The 18,696-nt window shown below is 51.8% G+C and carries 17 protein-coding genes, 1 tRNA gene and 2 pseudogenes; 11 read left to right on the top strand and 9 right to left on the bottom strand.

The features are described 5' to 3' along the window. Window positions 1–131 precede the first annotated feature (131 nt). On the top strand, window positions 132–1,235 hold the full coding sequence (locus tag BM025_RS07790) for a pyridoxal phosphate-dependent aminotransferase (protein WP_085849429.1): 1,104 nt from the start codon (window positions 132–134) through the stop codon (window positions 1,233–1,235). 3 nt (window positions 1,236–1,238) lie between these two features. Here BM025_RS07790 and BM025_RS07785 read toward each other — a convergent pair whose 3' ends face one another. Then, window positions 1,239–2,483, bottom strand: coding sequence for a pyridoxal-phosphate-dependent aminotransferase family protein (locus tag BM025_RS07785; RefSeq protein ID WP_085849430.1), 1,245 nt, complete (start codon window positions 2,481–2,483; stop codon window positions 1,239–1,241). Between the two features lie 201 nt (window positions 2,484–2,684). Between BM025_RS07785 and BM025_RS07780 the strand changes: the two genes are divergently transcribed. Both BM025_RS07780 and BM025_RS07775 read left to right on the top strand, forming a co-directional pair. After that, the gene (locus tag BM025_RS07780; protein ID WP_170842151.1) at window positions 2,685–3,380 is read left to right on the top strand and encodes a phosphatase domain-containing protein; all 696 of its coding nucleotides are present in this window, start codon (window positions 2,685–2,687) and stop codon (window positions 3,378–3,380) included. Between the two features lie 84 nt (window positions 3,381–3,464). Beyond that, window positions 3,465–4,991: pseudogene (locus tag BM025_RS07775) on the top strand (ABC transporter ATP-binding protein); the annotation flags it as partial. 241 nt (window positions 4,992–5,232) lie between these two features. Here the strand turns inward: BM025_RS07775 and BM025_RS07770 are convergent. Further along, window positions 5,233–5,910: a TIGR04283 family arsenosugar biosynthesis glycosyltransferase gene (locus BM025_RS07770; RefSeq protein WP_085849432.1), complete on the bottom strand. Its 678-nt coding sequence runs from the start codon at window positions 5,908–5,910 to the stop codon at window positions 5,233–5,235. Window positions 5,911–5,989: 79 nt separating this feature from the next. On the opposite strand from BM025_RS07770, the gene ygfZ reads away from it, so the two are divergent. Then, a complete protein-coding gene (gene ygfZ / locus BM025_RS07765; protein WP_085849459.1) occupies window positions 5,990–6,736 on the top strand; it encodes a CAF17-like 4Fe-4S cluster assembly/insertion protein YgfZ in 747 nt (248 codons plus the stop codon). On the opposite strand, the gene BM025_RS07760 is transcribed toward ygfZ, so the two are convergent. Further along, a complete protein-coding gene (locus BM025_RS07760) occupies window positions 6,714–7,340 on the bottom strand; it encodes a DNA-3-methyladenine glycosylase I (protein WP_085849460.1) in 627 nt (208 codons plus the stop codon). The genes ygfZ and BM025_RS07760 overlap by 23 nt on opposite strands. A 78-nt stretch (window positions 7,341–7,418) precedes the next feature. Further along, window positions 7,419–7,982, bottom strand: a complete 564-nt coding sequence (efp, locus tag BM025_RS07755; protein ID WP_085849433.1) for an elongation factor P — start codon at window positions 7,980–7,982, stop codon at window positions 7,419–7,421. A gap of 212 nt (window positions 7,983–8,194) precedes the next feature. On the opposite strand from efp, the gene BM025_RS07750 reads away from it, so the two are divergent. The 3 genes from BM025_RS07750 to BM025_RS07740 all read left to right on the top strand — a co-directional run bounded on the left by BM025_RS07750 (window position 8,195) and on the right by BM025_RS07740 (window position 10,647). Next, complete coding sequence (locus BM025_RS07750) at window positions 8,195–8,512, top strand: DUF6280 family protein (protein ID WP_085849434.1); 318 nt, start codon at window positions 8,195–8,197, stop codon at window positions 8,510–8,512. A 118-nt stretch (window positions 8,513–8,630) separates the two neighbouring features. Next, a complete protein-coding gene (locus BM025_RS07745; protein WP_085849435.1) occupies window positions 8,631–9,137 on the top strand; it encodes a cupin domain-containing protein in 507 nt (168 codons plus the stop codon). Between the two features lie 58 nt (window positions 9,138–9,195). Next, the gene (locus BM025_RS07740; protein WP_085849436.1) at window positions 9,196–10,647 is read left to right on the top strand and encodes a cobyric acid synthase; all 1,452 of its coding nucleotides are present in this window, start codon (window positions 9,196–9,198) and stop codon (window positions 10,645–10,647) included. Here BM025_RS07740 and BM025_RS07735 read toward each other — a convergent pair whose 3' ends face one another. The 3 genes from BM025_RS07735 to BM025_RS07725 form a co-directional block, all read right to left on the bottom strand. Further along, entirely contained in the window at window positions 10,648–11,700 is a 1,053-nt protein-coding gene (locus tag BM025_RS07735; RefSeq protein ID WP_085849437.1) for a hypothetical protein, read from the bottom strand. It lies immediately after the preceding gene. 115 nt (window positions 11,701–11,815) lie between these two features. After that, a complete protein-coding gene (locus BM025_RS07730; protein ID WP_244515553.1) occupies window positions 11,816–13,138 on the bottom strand; it encodes a TolC family outer membrane protein in 1,323 nt (440 codons plus the stop codon). A gap of 105 nt (window positions 13,139–13,243) precedes the next feature. Beyond that, a complete protein-coding gene (locus tag BM025_RS07725; RefSeq protein WP_085849439.1) occupies window positions 13,244–13,897 on the bottom strand; it encodes a protein-L-isoaspartate O-methyltransferase family protein in 654 nt (217 codons plus the stop codon). 136 nt (window positions 13,898–14,033) lie between these two features. Between BM025_RS07725 and BM025_RS07720 the strand changes: the two genes are divergently transcribed. Then, a tRNA-Cys gene (locus BM025_RS07720) sits at window positions 14,034–14,107 on the top strand. Between the two features lie 61 nt (window positions 14,108–14,168). Here the strand turns inward: BM025_RS07720 and BM025_RS07715 are convergent. Next, window positions 14,169–15,179, bottom strand: coding sequence for a tyrosine-type recombinase/integrase (locus tag BM025_RS07715; RefSeq protein ID WP_085849440.1), 1,011 nt, complete (start codon window positions 15,177–15,179; stop codon window positions 14,169–14,171). Next, on the bottom strand, window positions 15,166–15,339 hold the full coding sequence (locus tag BM025_RS19165) for a hypothetical protein (RefSeq protein WP_170842150.1): 174 nt from the start codon (window positions 15,337–15,339) through the stop codon (window positions 15,166–15,168). The genes BM025_RS07715 and BM025_RS19165 overlap by 14 nt, the downstream gene beginning before the upstream one ends. 801 nt (window positions 15,340–16,140) lie before the next feature. Between BM025_RS19165 and BM025_RS07710 the strand changes: the two genes are divergently transcribed. From BM025_RS07710 to BM025_RS07690, 3 genes and pseudogenes are all read left to right on the top strand, one after another. Continuing rightward, window positions 16,141–16,329, top strand: a complete 189-nt coding sequence (locus tag BM025_RS07710) for a hypothetical protein (RefSeq protein WP_085849441.1) — start codon at window positions 16,141–16,143, stop codon at window positions 16,327–16,329. Between the two features lie 622 nt (window positions 16,330–16,951). Next, a complete protein-coding gene (locus tag BM025_RS07695; protein ID WP_085849443.1) occupies window positions 16,952–18,286 on the top strand; it encodes a reverse transcriptase domain-containing protein in 1,335 nt (444 codons plus the stop codon). Between the two features lie 146 nt (window positions 18,287–18,432). Then, window positions 18,433–18,696: pseudogene (locus BM025_RS07690) on the top strand (IS110 family transposase); the annotation flags it as partial.

Genomic DNA, 18,696 nt, shown 5'->3' with positions numbered 1-18,696 from the left:
TTTAGCGGCATAAGATTTCAAAACGGGCGCGGGGTTATTCCGCGCCCGTTTTTTAAGTATTTGAACCAAGAAAAACAACCGCCCCGCGCAACAGGCTTGCGGGGCAACTTGCATTCAGGCAGAAATTCGCAATGACAGATACACGCCTCACCCCGCTTGCCGCATCCTTGCCTTCGACCATTCCCTTTGTCGCACCAGAAAGCATGGAAGCCCTGCGCGGCGCGGCGTTTGATGCACGACTTGGTGCGAATGAGCTGTCGTTCGGCCCCTCGCCCAACGCCATCCGCGCCATGCAAGACGCTTTGAGCGGCATTTGGAAATACGGCGTGCCCGAAAATGAACCTTTGCGCAGCGCATTGGCCACACATCTTGGCGTGATGCCAGATGCCCTGACCATCGGCGAAGGCATCGACGGGCTTTTGGGCATATTGGTGCGGTTGTATGTGGGCGCGGGCGACGCAGTGGTGACATCTGATGGGTCATATCCAACGTTCAATTACCACGTCGCGGGTGTTGGCGGCGTGCTGCACAAAGTGGCGTACAAGGGCGATTTTGAAGACCCCGATGCTTTGATTGCCAAGGCGCATGACGTAAATGCGAAACTTGTGTACTTGTCCAATCCGAACAATCCCATGGGCAGCGCTCATAGCGCAGAGACAGTGCAAGCGATGATCAATGCTGTGCCCAAAGACTGCTTAATGGTGTTGGACGAAGCTTATACAGAATTCGCTCCCAAAAGCACGCAACCGCAGATCGATACATCCGACACACGCGTCATACGGTTTCATACATTTTCAAAGGCTTATGGCCTTGCTGGGGCGCGAATAGGCTACGGCATTTCGCACCCTGATATCGTCAGCGGCTTTGATAAAATTCGCAACCATTTCGGCGTCAATCGCGTGGCACAAGCAGGTGCTTTGGCTGCATTGCACGACGCTGCCTATTTGGCTGAAACGCTGCAAACAGTTGCTCAAGGACGCATTCGAATTGCACAAATCGCACAAGACAACGGGTTGACACCCCTGCCCTCTGCCGCGAATTTTGTGACGATAGACTGTGGTCAGGATGGCGACCATGCCCGCGCCCTTATGGCGGCGCTCAACGCGCGTGGCGTTTTTGTGCGTATGCCGGGCAAAGCGCCGTTGGATCGCTGTATTCGTGTGTCGGTCGGCTTGCCGCAAGAACTTGATGTGTTGGCCGAGCGCCTGCCTTTGGCACTCGGCGATATTGCATAAATCTTAGTCGCTACAACAAGCGCTTGCGTCAGTTGGCGCAAGCGTTTGCCCAGATTTACTTGCTAGGAATTTGGCAGCAGCGCGCGCCCCCCCTGCCCCATGAGGGATATCAAGCGCGATAAAAGCTGTCTCAATCGCACCGATCACGCCCAAAACCATTTGCGCGTTGAAATACCCCATGTGGCCGATACGGAAATATCCGTGCCATTCGTCGGTGTCCCAAGGGGCCATGCCCAACGGAATACCCAAAGTGATGCCCATATGTTCGGTCAACCAGTCACGCAAACGGGTGCCATCTGGCTCGTTGAGTTTGAGCGCTGTAACAGCATGTGAGCGATGCTGCGCATCTGGAACGTTCAGCACCAAATCGCCGCCTTGCGCCCACACATCAGCCGCCGCCCAATATGCGCCAGCCAAAGCTGCATGACGGGCAAAAATATTGTCCAAGCCTTCTTCAAGCATCATATCTACAGCTTTGCGCAAACCATACAGATGTTGTGTTGGCGGCGTGCCCCCGAAAAATTCATACAAATGCACAGGATTTGTACGCAAATTCCAATCCCAATACGGCGTGCGCATGTTGGCGGATTGTCCAACCTCAAGTGCCTTGTCTGACACCCAAATGAACCCCATTCCAGCAGGCGTCATCAGACCTTTTTGCGAGGCTGCGATGGCCACATCCACGCCCCAAGCATCCATTTCAAAGCGTTCACACCCCATCGAGGCAACACAATCGACCGCATAGAGCGCAGGGTGGCCTGCGGCATCGATCGCCTTGCGCACGCCATCAATATCATTGCGCAAAGACGTCGCTGTATCGACATGCGTGACGAGAACAGCTTTGATATCGTGGCCAGTATCGGCCCGAAGCGCCTGTTCGACCTGAGCAGGATCAATGGGTGATTTCTTACCAAAATCAAGTGTTTGCACTTGTGCGCCCAGCTGCGTGGCCACATCCGCCCAACCCACACCGAATTCGCCAGTCAAACACACAAGAATCTTATCCCCGCGCGAAAGTATATTGGTCAAAGCGGCTTCCCAAAGGCCATGCCCATTGGAGATATACATGCCCACATGTTGCTGCGTGCCTGCAATGGTTTTCAGGTCGGGCACCAGCCCATGCGTCAATTCCACCAGTTCGCCCGTGTAAATATTCGGGGCGGGGCGTTGCATGGCCTGAAGCACTGGATCAGGGATAACAGAAGGACCGGGAATAGCGAGATAGTGACGACCGTTGGCAAAAGACATAAGCGTATCCTAAAAATTCAAGTCTTATGGGTAGCGCTGGAAAAACGATTGGTCAATCTGACCTTTTCCCTCACCGAAAGTGATGCGATGGAAAGCCCCCAAAAGTATTATATGTGTCATAAATAATTGCCAAAGCTGTAACGTGTACATGGCCCAAATATAGCTAATCAACCCATGCTGTATTTTCTCAAATGGGGCACAATGTCAAAGACACTAAAACAGCATTTCAAAGATTTGAATTACGGACGTGTTGGCGCATTTGGAAACGATGTGTCGACACTGCGCACGCGCCGTTTGGCTTTGGTGCATTTTCAGCTGTTCGATCACGCCTTTTTGCGTGGGCTCTGGACAAACCTATCGGAAATTGCCCCCGGGGTATGGCGATCCAATCAACCCTCACCGCGCCGGATCAAAAGGTACAAAAGGATGGGCATCAAAACGATCCTGTCTTTGCGCGGTCACCCTGCGCACCCGATGAGTTTTATGCTACTTGAACAACAACGCTGCGCTGAACTTGGTATTGAATTGGTCGTTGCCAATTTGAACGCACGCAGTGTGGCCCCCAAAGAAAACTATCTCAAAGTTCTCGATCTGCTCGACACATTAAATCCGCCCTTTTTGTTTCACTGTAAATCTGGGGCAGACCGCGCAGGTTTAGTGTCGGCCTTGTACCTTTTGCATGTCAAAGGTATGAGCTTGAATGAGGCGCGCAAGCAGTTATGTTTGCGTTACATGCATCTCAAGTGCACAAAAACAGGAATTTTGGATCACCTACTGACGTGCTACGAATCTGATATCAAAGCACACGGACCAATTGCAATTCGTGACTGGTTTGAAACGCATTACGACCGCGATAAGATAGCTGCAAGCTTTAATCCGCTTTGGAAACACTCTTGACTGTGTAAGAGTTTTTCGAATTGGTGCCCGTCACACTGGGTCTGATTGATACAGGGCTAGCGCAGCGTCAAAATAGGATTCTCAATGAGCGACAAGATACAAAGACAACCCAAGTCCTCCAAAACATTGATGAGCTGGTTTTGGGGCGGATATTTGCGTCAATCCATGCCCACGTTGCTGGCTGCGTTTTGCTTTATGGCAGCAGAAGGCATGATGCTTGGGGCGCTCAGCTATCTGATCAAGCCTATGTTCGATACGATTCTGACAACGGAAAACACGTCTTCAACCGTTTGGGTGGCCTTTGCAATTTTTGGCGTCTTTGTGGTCCGCGCCCTGTCGTCTTTTGCACAACGAGTGTTAATGTCTATGGCCCAACAGCGCACATCTGCACGGGTTCAAATTGCGCTTATCAAACACGTTTTAACCCTAGATGGACCGTTTTTTCACAAATATCCCCCGGGGGTTCTGATCGAGCGCACGCGCGGGGACAGCCAACAAATCTCAAGCCTTTGGGGACAACTTTTCACCTCTCTTGGCCGTGATATCATCGGCTTGCTATCGTTGCTTGCGGTGGCGTTTTACACCGATTGGCTGTGGACACTCATCGTGCTATCGGCCGTGCCACTGTTAGTCTGGCCCATTTCACGATTACAAAAACTAGTGCGCCGCACATCTTATTCTGCGCGCGAAACGTCGTCTTTGGTCTCCAATCGGCTTGATGAAGTGTACCACGGCAGCACATCAATCAAATTGTCAGGTACAGAAGAACGTGAAACGCAGCGCTTTGGCGCAACGATCAATAACTATGTACGCACAGAATTGCGCGCCGTGCGCGGCCAAGCTGCGATGCCTGCCTTGATAGATCTGGTCGCGGGTTTTGGGTTTTGTGGCGTGCTTTATTACGGCGGCAGCGAAATTGTTGCTGGCGAAAAATCCGTTGGCGAATTTATGTCGTTTTTCACTGCCATAGGTATGCTGATTGACCCTGCAAGACGTCTTGGAATGGCCGCAGGCACGTGGCAACAAGCCATGGCACCGATTGAACGCTTGCATGAAGTTTTCATGCAAAAACCAACTATCAAAGATCCGAAAAAGCCTGTGAAACTAGCCTGCCAAGCAGCACAAGCTGACATAGCGCTCAATGACGTTGTCTTTTCGTACACCGACGCCCCTGTTTTGCGCGGCGCGTCATTCACCGCCAAAGCGGGTGAAACCACGGCATTGGTCGGGGCCTCTGGTGCCGGTAAATCCACAGTCTTCAGTCTTTTGACACGTTTGGCCGATGCGAAAAGTGGTGATTTGACCCTTGGTGGTGTTGCTTTGCACGATCTCGCCCTCAGCGATCTGCGCGGGTTGTATTCTGTCGTATCACAAGATGCTTTGTTGTTTGATGAAACCATTCGCGACAACATCACCATGGGCCAAAAGGTCAGCGACGCCGCCCTTAAGGCAGCGATGGATACGGCCCATGTCAGTGACTTTGTGAACTCTTTAGACCAAGGATTAGACACGTTAGCTGGGCCACGCGGCTCTGCTTTGTCTGGCGGCCAACGCCAGCGTGTGGCCATTGCGCGTGCTGTGTTGCGGGACCGTCCTATTTTGTTGTTGGATGAAGCCACATCAGCGCTGGATGCACAGTCTGAAAAGATCGTGCAAGAAGCGCTTGAAAAACTGTCCAAAGGCCGCACCACGTTGGTTATCGCCCACCGCCTGTCCACCATTCGCAGCGCTCATAAAATCGTTGTGATGGACAAAGGTCGCGTTGTGGATCAGGGCACGCATGAAGAGCTTTTGGAACGTGGCGGACTTTACGCAGATCTGTATCGTTTGCAGTATTCTGACGGCAAAACCATCACCGATAGTCACGGTGTAGCTGCACGGGATGCACGCCCATCAGATAGCGCGCAAGTCGCCACAGATTCGACGCCCCTTGGCGCAGCCAGCCGTTTCTTTGGTAACGTTCGGAGCCTGTTTGGACGCAAAGCGGACTAAGCGTGATACGGCCTTTGAGTTTGCGCGCTATGGCCACATCTTCCATCAAGGGCTGATCTGGGTAGCCGCCAATGTCGTCGAACAAAGCGCGCGAAATCAACAGCGCTTGGTTCCCGTATGGCAGACCAAACAAGCGTGTGCGCAGATTGGCCCACCCCGCTGTGAGCCGCGCCATGATGCCGCCGCCGCGAAATGCGAGCGAAAACACATAGGCGTTTTGCTCTATTTGCAGATGCGCCAGCGCTGCGTCAGACCAGCCTTCGGGCAACCACGTGTCAGCATGCAAAAACAACAGCAAGTCGCCCTGGGCGACTGTCGCACCACGGCTCAACTGCCCACCGCGCCCCGCCGGACCAGTTACAAATGTAGCCCCGACTTCGGCGGCCAGCGTTTTAATATCATCGTTTGACCCGCCATCCGAAATCACCAATTCGCGGACAAGCCCTGCGTTCAACCCTTCCATCACCCGCGCCAAAGTGTCGGGCAACTGCGGTGCCGCGTTCAAGGTTGGGATAATGATTGATATCGGTGCGCGCATCGTGAGGCCCCTTTGCTGTACCGCCACTGGTGTCTTTCGCAAAAACACCTATATGATCGGCGATAACAAAGGAATGATCATGACCCAAACCGCTTCGCATCGCAGTGTCATTGCACTCACTGGCCCTGACCGTATTAAATTCTTGCAAGGTTTGGTGTCCAATGATGTGAGTAAGCTGGACACAGACGCCGTCTATGCCGCGCTTTTGACCCCACAAGGCAAGTTCATGGTTGATTTCTTTGTGATTCCTGAGGGCGATACCATTTTGATTGATGTCTGCGCGGACGAAGCGCCAGCCCTGCTCAAACGTCTGACCATGTATAAAATGCGTTCAAATGCTGCGCTTGAAATGACGGATCGCACCGTGTCGCGTGGCCTCGGCGATGCTTCGACTGGCGCCTACGCCGATCCGCGTCATGCGGCTTTGGGCTGGCGGGCCTACGATGGACGCCCCTCTGAGGATGTCGATTGGGATGCGATTCGTGTCGCGCACTGCATCCCAGAAACGGGGATCGAGCTGACACCTGACACCTATCTACTTGAGGCTGGTTTTGAGCGCCTAAACGGCGTTGATTTTCGCAAAGGTTGCTATGTCGGTCAAGAGATTACCGCGCGGATGAAACACAAAACAGAGCTGCGCAAAGGGCTTGCCACCGTTGAAATCGATGGCAACGCCCCTGTCGGCACCCCGCTGTTGACTGAAGATGGCAAAGAGGCCGGTACGCTGTTCACCCAAAGCGGCAATCACGCCATTGCGCACCTGCGCTTTGATCGGGCGCGCGGCCTTATGACAGCAGGTGACGCTAAGGTGACGTGGGCCGGATAAACGCCGCTCTTTGTGCTTCACACGCCGCATGACAATGGCAGTCAGGCGTGTGATCATTCACCAATCCCATAGACTGCATAAACGCGTACATCGTTGTTGGGCCAACGAATTTCCAGCCACGTTTTTTGAGATCTTTCGACAAAGCAACTGACGACGGCGATGTCGCAGCAGGATATTCAAGCTCGGACAGTTCTTGCACACTTGGCTCAAACCCCCAGATATACGCCGCCAAAGTGCCCTCAGTCTCAAGCATCTCAATCGCCCGTTTCGCGTTGTTGATCGTGGCATTGATTTTGCCGCGATGACGAATGATACCAGCATCTTGCACCAGCCGTTCAACGTCGTCTTCGGTATACATGGCGATCTTATGGAAATCGAAATCATCGAAAGCGGCGCGAAAATTCTCGCGTTTGGCCAATATCGTCCGCCAACTCAAACCCGATTGAAAGCCCTCTAAACACAGCTTTTCAAACAGGCGTTGATCGTTGCCTTGCACAAAGCCCCACTCCGTATCGTGATAGACTTGATAAAATGGATAGTCAGGCGCGCCATGCGCCCAGTTGCAGCGGATCGTGCCATCGGAACTTTGTGTGGAATGGGACATGGGGTCTCCTGTCATCTTTGGACCACTAAACAAAAAAGGCCGCCCAAAGGCGACCTTTAAAACCATCAGCGGCTTAATTTAAGCGCGCTCTGAATATTCCATGGATTCTGTGTTGACGATGATGTCTTCGTCTTGCCCCACAAAAGGTGGCACCATGACTTTGACGCCGTTGTCCAAAATCGCTGGCTTGAATGAATTCGCAGCTGTCTGACCTTTGACCACAGGCTCGGTTTCAACCACTTTGCATTTCACTTTTTGCGGCACAGTCACGTTGAGCGCTTCAACATCGTGATATTCAATCACAACGGTCATGCCATCTTGCAAAAACGGACGACGATCGCCCAGCAAATCCGCAGGCAATTCCACCTGTTCGTACGTCTCAGTGTCCATGAACACCAACATGCCATCATTTTCATACAAAAACTGCTGGTCTTTTTGCTCAAGACGCACCCGTTCTACTTTATCGGCTGAGCGGAACCGTTCATTCAACTTGCGACCATCGCGCAAGTTTTTCATTTCCACTTGAGCAAAGGCGCCGCCTTTACCTGGCTTGACGTGATCGACTTTGACAGCGACCCACAAACCATTCTCATGTTCAAGAGTGTTTCCTGGACGGATTTCGTTACCGTTGATTTTTGGCATGTGCACACCCGCGCTAAAGGTTGAATTTTACTTATGCCACCCTATATCTGGACAGTCTTGACGGCGCAAGGCGCGGATATGGGATCTAACAATGCACAACCTATGCACTAAGCGCATAACAGACATGCAAAACGACTGTATCCGAATCAGAACGAACATGTCATAAGGCACCTTACGCCGAAAAGACAAGACCAATAAAACAAGGACAAACCATGGCTGATTTCGTTGATGGCTCCGCATTCAATTACGAACAAGGCCAACGTGCCCGCAAACTTTTTGCTGCCGTTGTACTTGCTGCGTTGGATGACGCGATTGCTGATAACAAGAAATACGGCAATGGCCCTGAACAGATCGCCCGTTGGGCACGGTCTCGTGACGGGCGCGAAGTTTTGTCATGCTCTGGCATCGACCCCAACGAGCGGGTTGTGTCTGGCTTGATGGACTTTGTATCTAAGGGTATCCGCACATCTGTTGCGTTGTCCCGCGAGGAAAGTGAACGCCGCAACGCTCAACAAGCTGAAGCTGCGTAACTCCTTAAAGAAACTGCCATTTCTTACTAAAGACGCGCCATGGGAAACCTGGCGCGTCTTTCGTTTTACGGCAGGCCTGCGTTGCGTCATACTCGCCTTACCTGATTGGAGGCATTTCATGACAGACACCAAACGCGGCGGTAAAATCGATATTTCAGCGATCCCTGCGAAAATCGGCACGCTCTATCCCCCACCTTTTCATAAAAACACCAAAGCGCGTGAAAAACGTGCCTTGGGCGATGCTGTGGGGCTTGATCAATTCGGCGTCAATATCACGCGGCTCGCACCAGGCACATGGTCTGCCATGCCCCATTGGCACGAGAAAGAAGATGAATTCGTCTATATTATAGAGGGGCATCCAACGCTCATTTACGGCAACTCCGAAGAACCGCTCGCCCCCGGAGATTGCGCAGGTTTCAAGGCTGGCGTCGATATCGCGCATTGTTTACAGAACCGGACTGATAAAGATGTTGTGATCTTAGAAGTCGGATCACGGGTCACAGGCGAACGCGCCCTTTATCCCGGTCTGGATTTAATAGCCGATATGGAGGCGCAATCCTTTTATAAACATTTGGATGGCACGCCCTATACTGACATCAAACGTCGTGGGCCAAACGACGATTGATCCCACTTTCAGCCGCTCTCAATTCACAGTAGAACACATCAAACGCATAAGGGCAGCTATGACAAAAGCGATCATGATCCAAGGCGCCGGCAGCAATGTCGGTAAATCCATGTTGGTCGCAGGCATCGCACGTGCGCTGACCCAACGCGGCTACACAGTCGCGCCGTTCAAACCGCAGAACATGTCCAACAATGCAGCCGTCACATCAGACGGCGGCGAAATAGGCCGCGCGCAGGCGTTACAAGCGCGGGCCTGTGGTCTGAAACCCCACACCGATATGAACCCCGTTTTGCTCAAGCCTGAAAGCGACGTTGGCGCGCAGGTCGTTGTGCATGGCAAACGAGTCGCGACGATGAAAGCCCGCGACTATGGCAAGATGAAATCAACACTTATGCCTGCCGTCTTACAAAGCTTTCAAAGACTTGCCGCAAATGTAGACTTTATCATCATTGAGGGCGCTGGCAGCCCCGCTGAGATCAACTTACGCCACGGTGACATCGCAAACATGGGCTTTGCCGAGGCTGCAAATGTGCCAGTAATTTTGATTGGTGATATAGATCGTGGCGGCGTTATCGCGCAAATCGTCGGCACCCACACTGTGTTACCACCTCAGGATCGTGACCGGATCAAAGCCTTTGCCGTGAATAAATTTCGTGGCGACGTCAGCCTGTTCAGCGATGGAGCCAAAGCCATTGTGGATCACACGGGTTGGACTGATTTAGGCACAATCCCGTGGTTTTCCGAGGCGCATAAACTGCCTGCCGAAGACATTATGGACATCGCGTCAAGCGGCACAGGCCATATCAAAATCGCCGTGCCGCGCCTGTCGCGTATTGCTAATTTCGACGACCTTGATCCTTTGGCCAGCGAGCCAAATGTCACAATTGAAATTGTCGAAGCAGGCCACCCCCTGCCCGCAGATGCCACGCTTATCTTGCTGCCCGGCACGAAATCCACCATCGCTGATCTAGCCTATCTGCGCGCCCAAGGATGGGACATCGACATCATGTCTCATGTGCGTCGTGGCGGGCATGTTCTGGGGATTTGCGGAGGATATCAGATGCTTGGCACTTGGATAGATGATCTAGACGGTCTGGAAGGCATCGCGGGGCGCCATGCGGGCCTTGGTCTATTAGACGTGACAACCGAGATGACCGACGACAAACGCTTGGCCGAAATCACCGCGACAGATACCGCGACGGGCACAACCTTCAACGCCTATGAAATTCATATTGGCCAAACAAACGGACCAGATTGTGAACAGGCCTGGCTTGAGGTCGAAGGACGTCTTGAGGGCGCACAATCCGCATCTAAGCGCATCAAAGGATGCTATTTGCACGGGCTGTTTGCCTCGGATGCGTTCCGTCACGGCTATCTGGCGCAGTTTGGGTTAACCGACAGGTTGGATGACTTTGAATACGACATAGACAAAACACTTGATGCACTAGCGATGCACATGGAATCGCATATCGATATCAATCAGTTAATCGCATTGGCGGGTGACGTTTAATCAGTCGAATTCACGCAAGGTCATCGCACGCCGCACTTCGCGGCGCACCAAACGGCGCACGTTAGCCGTGATGCGTTCGCCCAAAGCGCCTTGCAATTCTTGACGAATGACATCGGTCACCATGTCGCGCAACGTGTCTTCATCAAGCAACTCGTCACTTGAATAACCTGCAAGCGGCAAGTCATCGTCAACAGGCCCCTGTAGGGCATCGTCCTGCGTTTCAGGCACTGGTATGTTGGTGTTATGATCGGCCTGAACCGTGCGATCCAGCGTACGATGCAAATCATCTGAAACGTGTGTCTCGGCCTTTACTGCATCCTCAAACACAGTGGTTGGCGTTGCAGTGTGACCTATACTACCTGCTGGCGCAGGCTGAATATGAGGAGCAAGCTCTGCACTGCGAAAATTCAAAACGCGCGCGCCAGACTGGGCAAAAGCCTGTGAAACCCCATGCGCTGCAGCATCGTCGAAATCGTCAGATCCATCGGAATCCCAATCTTGAACCTGCGATTCAACTGCGCTTTCAAGTTCTGCAATACGCTGCTCAAGCGACAGTTTGGCCGCATGATCTGCAGCCTGTGCATTTGGAATATCATCGAATTCCGAAGGCCACTTTTGGCTCTGCACATCCAGTTTGGCATCTATCGTAAACGGTGCCGCCTTGGTCGCGTCTCTATCGTTCTCTTGCTCCGACGACGCTGCGATTTTGGCGTTCATCGTCTCAAAAAGTGCATCAGCAGTCCCAGCACCATCAGACTGCGTTTTTACCGGTTTTTGCACTGTGTCCCCAACAGGAGCGTCTTTTGCAACTTGCGTTTTCAGCATGAACGGCGCCGCAGTCGGTGCTGGCTTTGCTTGGGGATCGCTTTGTTCCACGAAAACAGACGCATCGCTGCGGCCCTCGACAACACGCAAATCTGGCGACAAAACCAAACGATCAGGCACGCGTTCGGGTGTTTTCTGACGCAGCTTTGGATCATACGTTTCTGACACCAACCTGCGGATTGACGCAAGCACGTCATCCGCGCCCATATTTGTCATTGGATCAGACATTCCGATTCCCTTAAAATTCTACTGTCAATGGTAGACAGCTTCGCCTCGACACACAACAAATAGAAAATCCGCCCAGAGCCTCTGAGCGGATTTAATGCCAAATTGTGACACCGATTTAGTTGCGGCCAAGCGCCTGCAAGACACGATCAAGCTTATCGCCTTCAGGGCTAACAAAGCGCGTTGGCGCTGTTTTCACTGCGTTGTAATAGGCTGCAGGATCATAGACAGGCACATTGAGTTTCAAGTGATCTACAGTCAAAAGCCCCATCGCGCTGAGCAATGAGAAAACGGCGCTTTCATTATCGATGCGCGCCTGAATGGCAGATACTTGTGCATCAAGCAAATCTTGCTCCGCTTCCAAAACATCAAGCGTTGTGGAGGCACCAAGTTCGGCTTCTTCTTTCACACCTTGATAGGCCACACGCTGGGCGGTCACCGATGCGGCGGTTGCTTCAGATGATGCACGAGTCACAGTCAACATAGACCACGCGGTGCGCACGCCTTGCTCGATCTGGCGCGCAGTTGTGTGCAAATTCGCCCGTGCAGCATCGCGGTTGGCCATTGCTGTGCGAATAGAGGAAGAAAGCTGTCCGCCCGCATAGATTGTCCCACTTGCAGTCAAACCAAAGGCATCCGTCTCGTCCCCTTCGCTGATCTTATGCGATGCACTGGCGGAAACAGTTGGCAAAAGACCGCGCTCTGCAATCTCGACAGCGAGATCAAGTGCCGCAATGCGGTGTTGCAGCGCTTTAATCGCTGGGTGCCCACTGGTTGCAATGCGCACAGCTTCGTCTGCGGAGCGTGCTGGGTTTTTAACGGTGGGGGGGCTGGATAATTTTGACGGGTAATTGCCGATAGCCACTTTATAGCTTTCACGTGACGCGGTCACTTGACCTTGCGCTGCGGCAAGCTGCGCGCGGGCTGTGGCCAATTGGGCCTCAACTTGGCTAACCGCAGTGCGTGTGATTTCACCGACTTCAAAGCGGTCTTTGGCGGCGCGCAAGTTTTGCTGCATCAACCGCACAGAGTTTTGGCGCAAATTGGACTGCGCTTCATTGTAACGCACATCCATATAGGCAGATACGGCATCTCCAAGCACGTCTTGTTCAATAGAAACCAAAGAGGCACGTGTCGCCAAAACGGTTTCTTTTGCCGCATCCACGTTAAGTTTGTTACGGCCAAAAGTGAACACAGTCATGCTGGCAGAAAACGTCAACGCGTTCGTCCACTCTTCGGTGGTCGACGAATACCCACTGCTGGCACTGTACCCAAGCGATGGTCGCATCCCAGCCAAAGCCGATGCCACGCCTTCGTCTGTTGCGCGCAGGTTGGCACGGTTTTGTTCAAGTAAGCCGGAACTTTTATACGCAGATGCCAGTGCATCACCCAAAGTTTCGGCCGAAAGCGCCAAAGGTGTAATCGCTGTTCCAAGAGCCAAAAGACTCGCTGTAATGGTTCGTTTTATGCCAAAGGTTATTCGCATTTGCCTGCCTTAATTTATTTGAACGCTGTGGCAGTTTTAACCCCAAGCGTTATCCCAACGTCACAGCGCGAATGCACGCTCCGCTTCAAAACCAGGAAGCACAGGCGCCGTCGCGTTGAACGCCATGCGCCACGTGAACTTCCCTTTTATCTTGTACCCCATACGCACAATTCCAAGACTTCCATCAAGGAAAATTGCACAAATGCGTCCACCATCTTTAACTTGGTCTAAAATTGCAGCAGGAATGTCTTCTACTGCTCCTTGCAAAACGATTGCATCATACGGCCCGTGCTGCGGTGCGCCAGCAGCCAAAGCGGCCACTTCGACAACAACATTATCAGCACCGGCATCAGACAATGCAGCTGCGGCATCGGACGCCCAAGCCTCGTTGCTTTCAACAGCAATCACAGCTTGCGCCATGCGCGCAATCACGGCAGACGAATATCCAAGGCCAACACCGATATCGAGCACCAATTCGTCGTTTTGGATGTCGAGAATATCAAGCATTTTGGCAAGCACACGCGGATCCAAAACAACGCGGCGGTCGCCAAGGACAACATGTTCCCCAACATAAGCCGCCTCGCGCTGTGCTGCTGGCACAAAGTTTTCGCGCGCCACTGTCAGCATCGCTTCAATGATTGGGAATTTGGTCACATCAGAGGGGCGCACCTGCGTGTCGACCATCATGGTGCGAAGTTTTGCAAAATCTGTCATGAGCTGAACTCTTTCGTTCACATAGGAATCTTTGCGTTAGTGCCATATCGCGCGGCTTTCGGCAACATGCGAATAGATACATTTGGCGTCTTGCACCCCCCACAGCCTTGGTATAAACCCCGCTCAACCACAACGAGGCGAGTTGGCGGAGTGGTTACGCAGCGGATTGCAAATCCGTGTACATGAGTTCGATTCTCATACTCGCCTCCATTTACTTTCAATGACTTAGAAGGCTTTGAGCCTAGCAATGATTTAAAGTCTAAACAAATGTCTAAACATTCTGTTTTTGTTCCGTTCTCTTTTGCTGTGCCTGTTGTGCTCGATATTTCTGGCGAACTTGTTTGGTGTAGTGACTCACCATCGCAGAACTTTGCCCTGTAACGGCAGCAATGAGATCATCATCACATCCCGCCTCTAGCAATTCGCAGGCAGCGTTATAGCGCCAGCTGTGAATATCGTAGTCGAGCGCATTGAGCGCCTCTCTAACTTTTCGAACAGCTTGCGATGCGCCGCTATAGGACCAGCGGTTTGTGCCCTTTTCATTAGTGAGCAGAAATACCGAATGGCGACTTGCAGCATCCAGTGCAACTTGAAGCTCTGGCAGAATAGGAACCCAAAGCTCTTTATTGGTTTTATTTTGCTTAACGAAAACTGATCCATCTTGAATATCTGACCAACGCATCTCCAGTACATCGCCAATGCGCTGTCCTGTCCCTACGCACAATTCCATGACCAAACGCTCACGCCCACCAAGTGGACAGCTCGCCCTGTAGACCTCTAGCAATTCTTGAGGCCACGGGCTGCGCTCGGTTTTCTTTGTTTTAATTTCGGGCACGCCTTTTGCAGGGTTTGCTTCACGCCAACCTAAATCAACGCAATGCTCCATTAATATACGCAGGACGCGTAAGGAGTAGTTGGCGAAATAAGCTTTTTCTGCGTTGGAATCGCGTAAACGAATAACGTCTTTACGCTGCATTTTGGCAGGGTTGGCATCTGCCATGATCGAAATGAAGAACTCTAGATACTTGTCGTAATCCAATGCCGTGCGCAGCTTGAGGTTCTTATAGCGAGGAGACTTAATGTAGCTCGCAACCAATGCTTTGAAGGTCCGCGACGTTACCACTTTTGGCTTCACCATTCCCGCAAGAATATCGGAGTATTCCTGCCAGAATTCAGGTGAGCCAAACTCATGCTTGAACTTTAAGGAAGGCCAGCCGCGCCTCTGGAAATAGAGGCCATTGCGTTGCCGATATACATGTTTTGGAAGCTCACGTTTTGCCATGGCGCATATTTACTCTCTCAAATTCATCGACTGTAGGAAGTTCAACCAAGACCAATTCGATCTTTTTTCCGTCAACTGTGACACGCCCAACTGATTTTCCAGCGCGCTCAAAGGCGTTTAGTAAGCGTAGTGCTTTTTGTTCAATCGTAGTCTGTGCCATCTGGGTTTACCTTACAGGTTCCTTTGTCCAAGTTCGCTCGCGCATCCATTCGGCTGAATGTGCACTAGCGCCCATGCAATCTAACTTGGGACAAAGATAGCCAGAGGCGGATTCCCTGACAATTAAATGCTAAGATTTAGCTAATATTTCAATCAGGGGGTGTCATTAACCGTATACAAGGGAACGTGCTTTGTTCTCCTCATTTCGGGGTATTTTTTTAAAAAAAAGAAACGATGGGAAAAATAACTTGACGCAATATCTTCGCATTTGATGGCTGAAATGTTTCAGTTTTGGGGTGTCAGTAAGTGTATACAGGAACAAGGGGGTGTATAGGACGCCCCGACCCTCCTCCGATAGTTGAGGTCTACGGAGGATCAGAGCTGTGTTGCGCGCGGTTTGCGTTGAGGCGCTTTGTGGTCAAGTGTCGTGAAAAATGGACTGGCAACTTTCAGACGCCCACTAGGGCGAGCTCAGCTAGGACGTCAAGGGAGAAGCCCACTGGTGCAATTTAAAAGGGCGTCTAGACGCCTTATGCTAACACGGAAGTCTAAGGGCGGAAAGCGGAAGTACGCTGCAGCCATGCTTGTCTAGGGCTAATTTTTATGAAGCGGACATTAGATGCCACGCTGAACACGGAGTTTCATTGTTTAGGTTCACTTGAAATAATCAGTTACTCTAGCTATATCAGAACTAACTCGACCTTCGGGGATCGGGGCAGGTTCGAATCCTGCTGTTGCGCTAGTTCTTGTCGTTCTTTTGGCCGTTTTTCATTTGGGAAACACCTATTTGAAGGAGAATGCCATGGACAAAAAGACTGAAGACTCAAAAACGAAGTTCTGCAAAACAAAGCGACTACTGACGAAACCAACTGCGATTGTTACCCATTTTTTTGATACTGTTTGGGCGGCAGGAGTTAGTGTAGCAGCGGCGATGGCGTTCTCCACCTCGATCCATTGGCGTAAGGCGCTTTGTGCGCCTTACGCACCCTAACTGAACCGGCTCCAAGAGGGAGCTCCAAAAAATTCACCAACACCATCTTGATATTGTGGAGTCGCATACCCATAGTATAAGGTAGTCCATTGTCTCGATGGCGTCCGACGTGAAGCTGGCCCTGTCCATGCGGATCGCGCGTCACGGTGACATCGCCGAAGTGGCATTTGCTGCCAAGGTGTCTGTAGTCTCGGAATATCAGAGCGCAGTGGATGACCTGAGCCTGACCGTTGCTCTTGAAGCTGTGAGTGTCCTAAGTTTTGGCCCCCAAGCAGCAGATAAGCATTCTACGCGGCGGGCCGGGCCGGGGCGGAAAGCGCTTGACAGCGTCCAAAAACCTTTAAGGTGGAAGGCGGAGAAATGTGTGAAATTGCCCCGAAAAACCGGCTCTTTGGAGCTGGCTAACCGGCATGTGCGCTTGCGTACTTGCCGCAGCGTCCATTGTCTCGATGGCGTCCGACGTGAAGCTGGCCCTGTCCATGCGGATCGCGCGTCACGGTGACATCGCCGAAGTGGCATTTGCTGCCAAGGTGTCTGTAGTCTCGGAATATCAGAGCGCAGTGGATGAGTGCCTATCAACGGTCGGGTGTGCATGCACGGGGGACCGAACCGGAGAATATCTATGGGCAAGCTGTGTGACAGGGTTCGAACCGAAAGTAACATGTTCGCCGCATGGCGACATGTAAAGCGCAGCGCATTGAATTCTGCTAACGGAGAAATTCGTGGTGCAGCAGCGGAATTTGAACATCAACACCAGCGGCATATTCGTCGCAGTATTGACCAGCTGCGCACTGGTAAATTCCAGTTCGATGAAGTTCTTGGCGTTCTCGCTGACCAAAAAAGCCGCGAGAAGGTTGGGAAAGACCCTCGCCCAATTGCCATTGCGACGCTCAAAAACAGAATTGTACAACGAGCCATTCTACAGGTGCTTCAGCCAAGGTCAGCCCGTGATGTCCGTGATATAGACACGCGACACCAAACGGTAAGAGACCCTGCCTTGGGTAAAATCAATGACGTCAATACCTCAGCTTTTGGAGTTGGAGGTCTAATCAAACCATATGGCGGCGTCGGACCGGCAATAGATCTGATAATGGGAGCGATGAATAACGGTGCCAAGCACTATTATAGATCGGATATCAAAGCATTCTTTACGGACATTCCAGTCGACCCAGTTATCAAATTCGTTCGCGACGAAACGAAAGACGATGCTCTTTCTGACCTGTTTGCGAAAGGTCTAGAAGTCCATTTGGCAAACTCAGAGGAACTCAAGGGTTACGCATCTTTGTTTCCATCGAACGGGCATGGGGTCGCTCAGGGTTCGTCGTTATCAGCATTTGCTGGAAATATTTTACTCTTCGATATGGACCACGAAATCAATCAACTAAATGTGGCGGCTGTTCGCTACATCGACGACATTATTATCGTGTCTGAAACCGCCTCTGAGCTTAGCAAAGCCATAGATTTGGCGAAAAGCCATCTGGGTCGGCTTGGCTTCAGGCTTTACCAACCCTCGAAAGGCTCTGACAAAGCGGCAACCGGAGATTGTTCGCAGTCATTCGGTTTCTTGGGTTGCACGCTGCAGCCCAACAGATGTGTTCCGAGTTCGCAATCAATTCAGCGGCTGAAAGACGATGTAAATGAAACACTTTCAATGTCACATCGCGCGATCAAAGCCTTCGCTCAAGAAGGTAAGAATCTCGACCCAAAGCTTGCTTCAAGCGCGACTTTGGACGGATTGGGGAGGAAGATTTACGGCTGGCAAAAATCATATGCATTCTGCACCGATGCAAAACCGTTCGCCGATTTGGATACCTATATTTCAAAGCGGGCCAGTGAATTTGGAAACGCCGTGAGGCGCCTCACTGACAAAATGTCAGATGAACAAAAGGCACGTGTCGGCGGACTACCATCAACGGAACAAATGTTTCGTCAAGGAATTGCGAAGTCAGAAAAATAGGAAATTTGGGGACCGCAGTGTCCGGTTTGACGCGCTGCATTGCCGCATCCCGGACCACTGGCCAATGTCGGCTAATGGGATGTACCGGCTGCTTCACCCAGCAGGTTAGACTGAGCTTAGTTTCACCTGCATATAGGAGAAGTAGCATGGCGAAGATTGAATTTGATGAACTGATGTCTGTTGGCATCGATATTGGTAAAGACACATTTCATTTGGTGGGTTTCGACCCGGCAGGACAGCGTGTCCTGCGCAAGCAGATAAAGCGGCTAGCGTTGGTCGCGACTTTTGAACAGCTGCCGCGCTGTATCGTGGGTATGGAGGCTTGCCTCAGCGCCCATTTTGTCAGCCGCACCTTGCGCAAGATGGGTTTTGAGCCTCGGATCATCCCTGCGATTTACGTTAAGCCGTTC

The sequence above is a fragment of the Pacificibacter marinus genome, from assembly GCF_900109555.1.
Classification (GTDB): Bacteria; Pseudomonadota; Alphaproteobacteria; order Rhodobacterales; family Rhodobacteraceae; genus Celeribacter; species Celeribacter marinus_C.
This window is presented reverse-complemented; position numbering and strand designations above follow the sequence as displayed.

What these genes read in the sequence shown, in the direction of transcription:
- BM025_RS07790 (WP_085849429.1), top strand. Translation starts at nt 132, where the DNA reads ATGACAGATACACGCCTCACCCCGCTTGCCGCATCCTTGCCTTCGACC.
- BM025_RS07785 (WP_085849430.1), bottom strand. Translation starts at nt 2,483, where the DNA reads ATGTCTTTTGCCAACGGTCGTCACTATCTCGCTATTCCCGGTCCTTCT.
- BM025_RS07780 (WP_170842151.1), top strand. Translation starts at nt 2,685, where the DNA reads ATGTCAAAGACACTAAAACAGCATTTCAAAGATTTGAATTACGGACGT.
- BM025_RS07770 (WP_085849432.1), bottom strand. Translation starts at nt 5,910, where the DNA reads ATGCGCGCACCGATATCAATCATTATCCCAACCTTGAACGCGGCACCG.
- ygfZ (WP_085849459.1), top strand. Translation starts at nt 5,990, where the DNA reads ATGACCCAAACCGCTTCGCATCGCAGTGTCATTGCACTCACTGGCCCT.
- BM025_RS07760 (WP_085849460.1), bottom strand. Translation starts at nt 7,340, where the DNA reads ATGTCCCATTCCACACAAAGTTCCGATGGCACGATCCGCTGCAACTGG.
- efp (WP_085849433.1), bottom strand. Translation starts at nt 7,982, where the DNA reads ATGCCAAAAATCAACGGTAACGAAATCCGTCCAGGAAACACTCTTGAA.
- BM025_RS07750 (WP_085849434.1), top strand. Translation starts at nt 8,195, where the DNA reads ATGGCTGATTTCGTTGATGGCTCCGCATTCAATTACGAACAAGGCCAA.
- BM025_RS07745 (WP_085849435.1), top strand. Translation starts at nt 8,631, where the DNA reads ATGACAGACACCAAACGCGGCGGTAAAATCGATATTTCAGCGATCCCT.
- BM025_RS07740 (WP_085849436.1), top strand. Translation starts at nt 9,196, where the DNA reads ATGACAAAAGCGATCATGATCCAAGGCGCCGGCAGCAATGTCGGTAAA.
- BM025_RS07735 (WP_085849437.1), bottom strand. Translation starts at nt 11,700, where the DNA reads ATGTCTGATCCAATGACAAATATGGGCGCGGATGACGTGCTTGCGTCA.
- BM025_RS07725 (WP_085849439.1), bottom strand. Translation starts at nt 13,897, where the DNA reads ATGACAGATTTTGCAAAACTTCGCACCATGATGGTCGACACGCAGGTG.
- BM025_RS07715 (WP_085849440.1), bottom strand. Translation starts at nt 15,179, where the DNA reads ATGGCAAAACGTGAGCTTCCAAAACATGTATATCGGCAACGCAATGGC.
- BM025_RS19165 (WP_170842150.1), bottom strand. Translation starts at nt 15,339, where the DNA reads ATGGCACAGACTACGATTGAACAAAAAGCACTACGCTTACTAAACGCC.
- BM025_RS07710 (WP_085849441.1), top strand. Translation starts at nt 16,141, where the DNA reads ATGGACAAAAAGACTGAAGACTCAAAAACGAAGTTCTGCAAAACAAAG.
- BM025_RS07695 (WP_085849443.1), top strand. Translation starts at nt 16,952, where the DNA reads ATGGGCAAGCTGTGTGACAGGGTTCGAACCGAAAGTAACATGTTCGCC.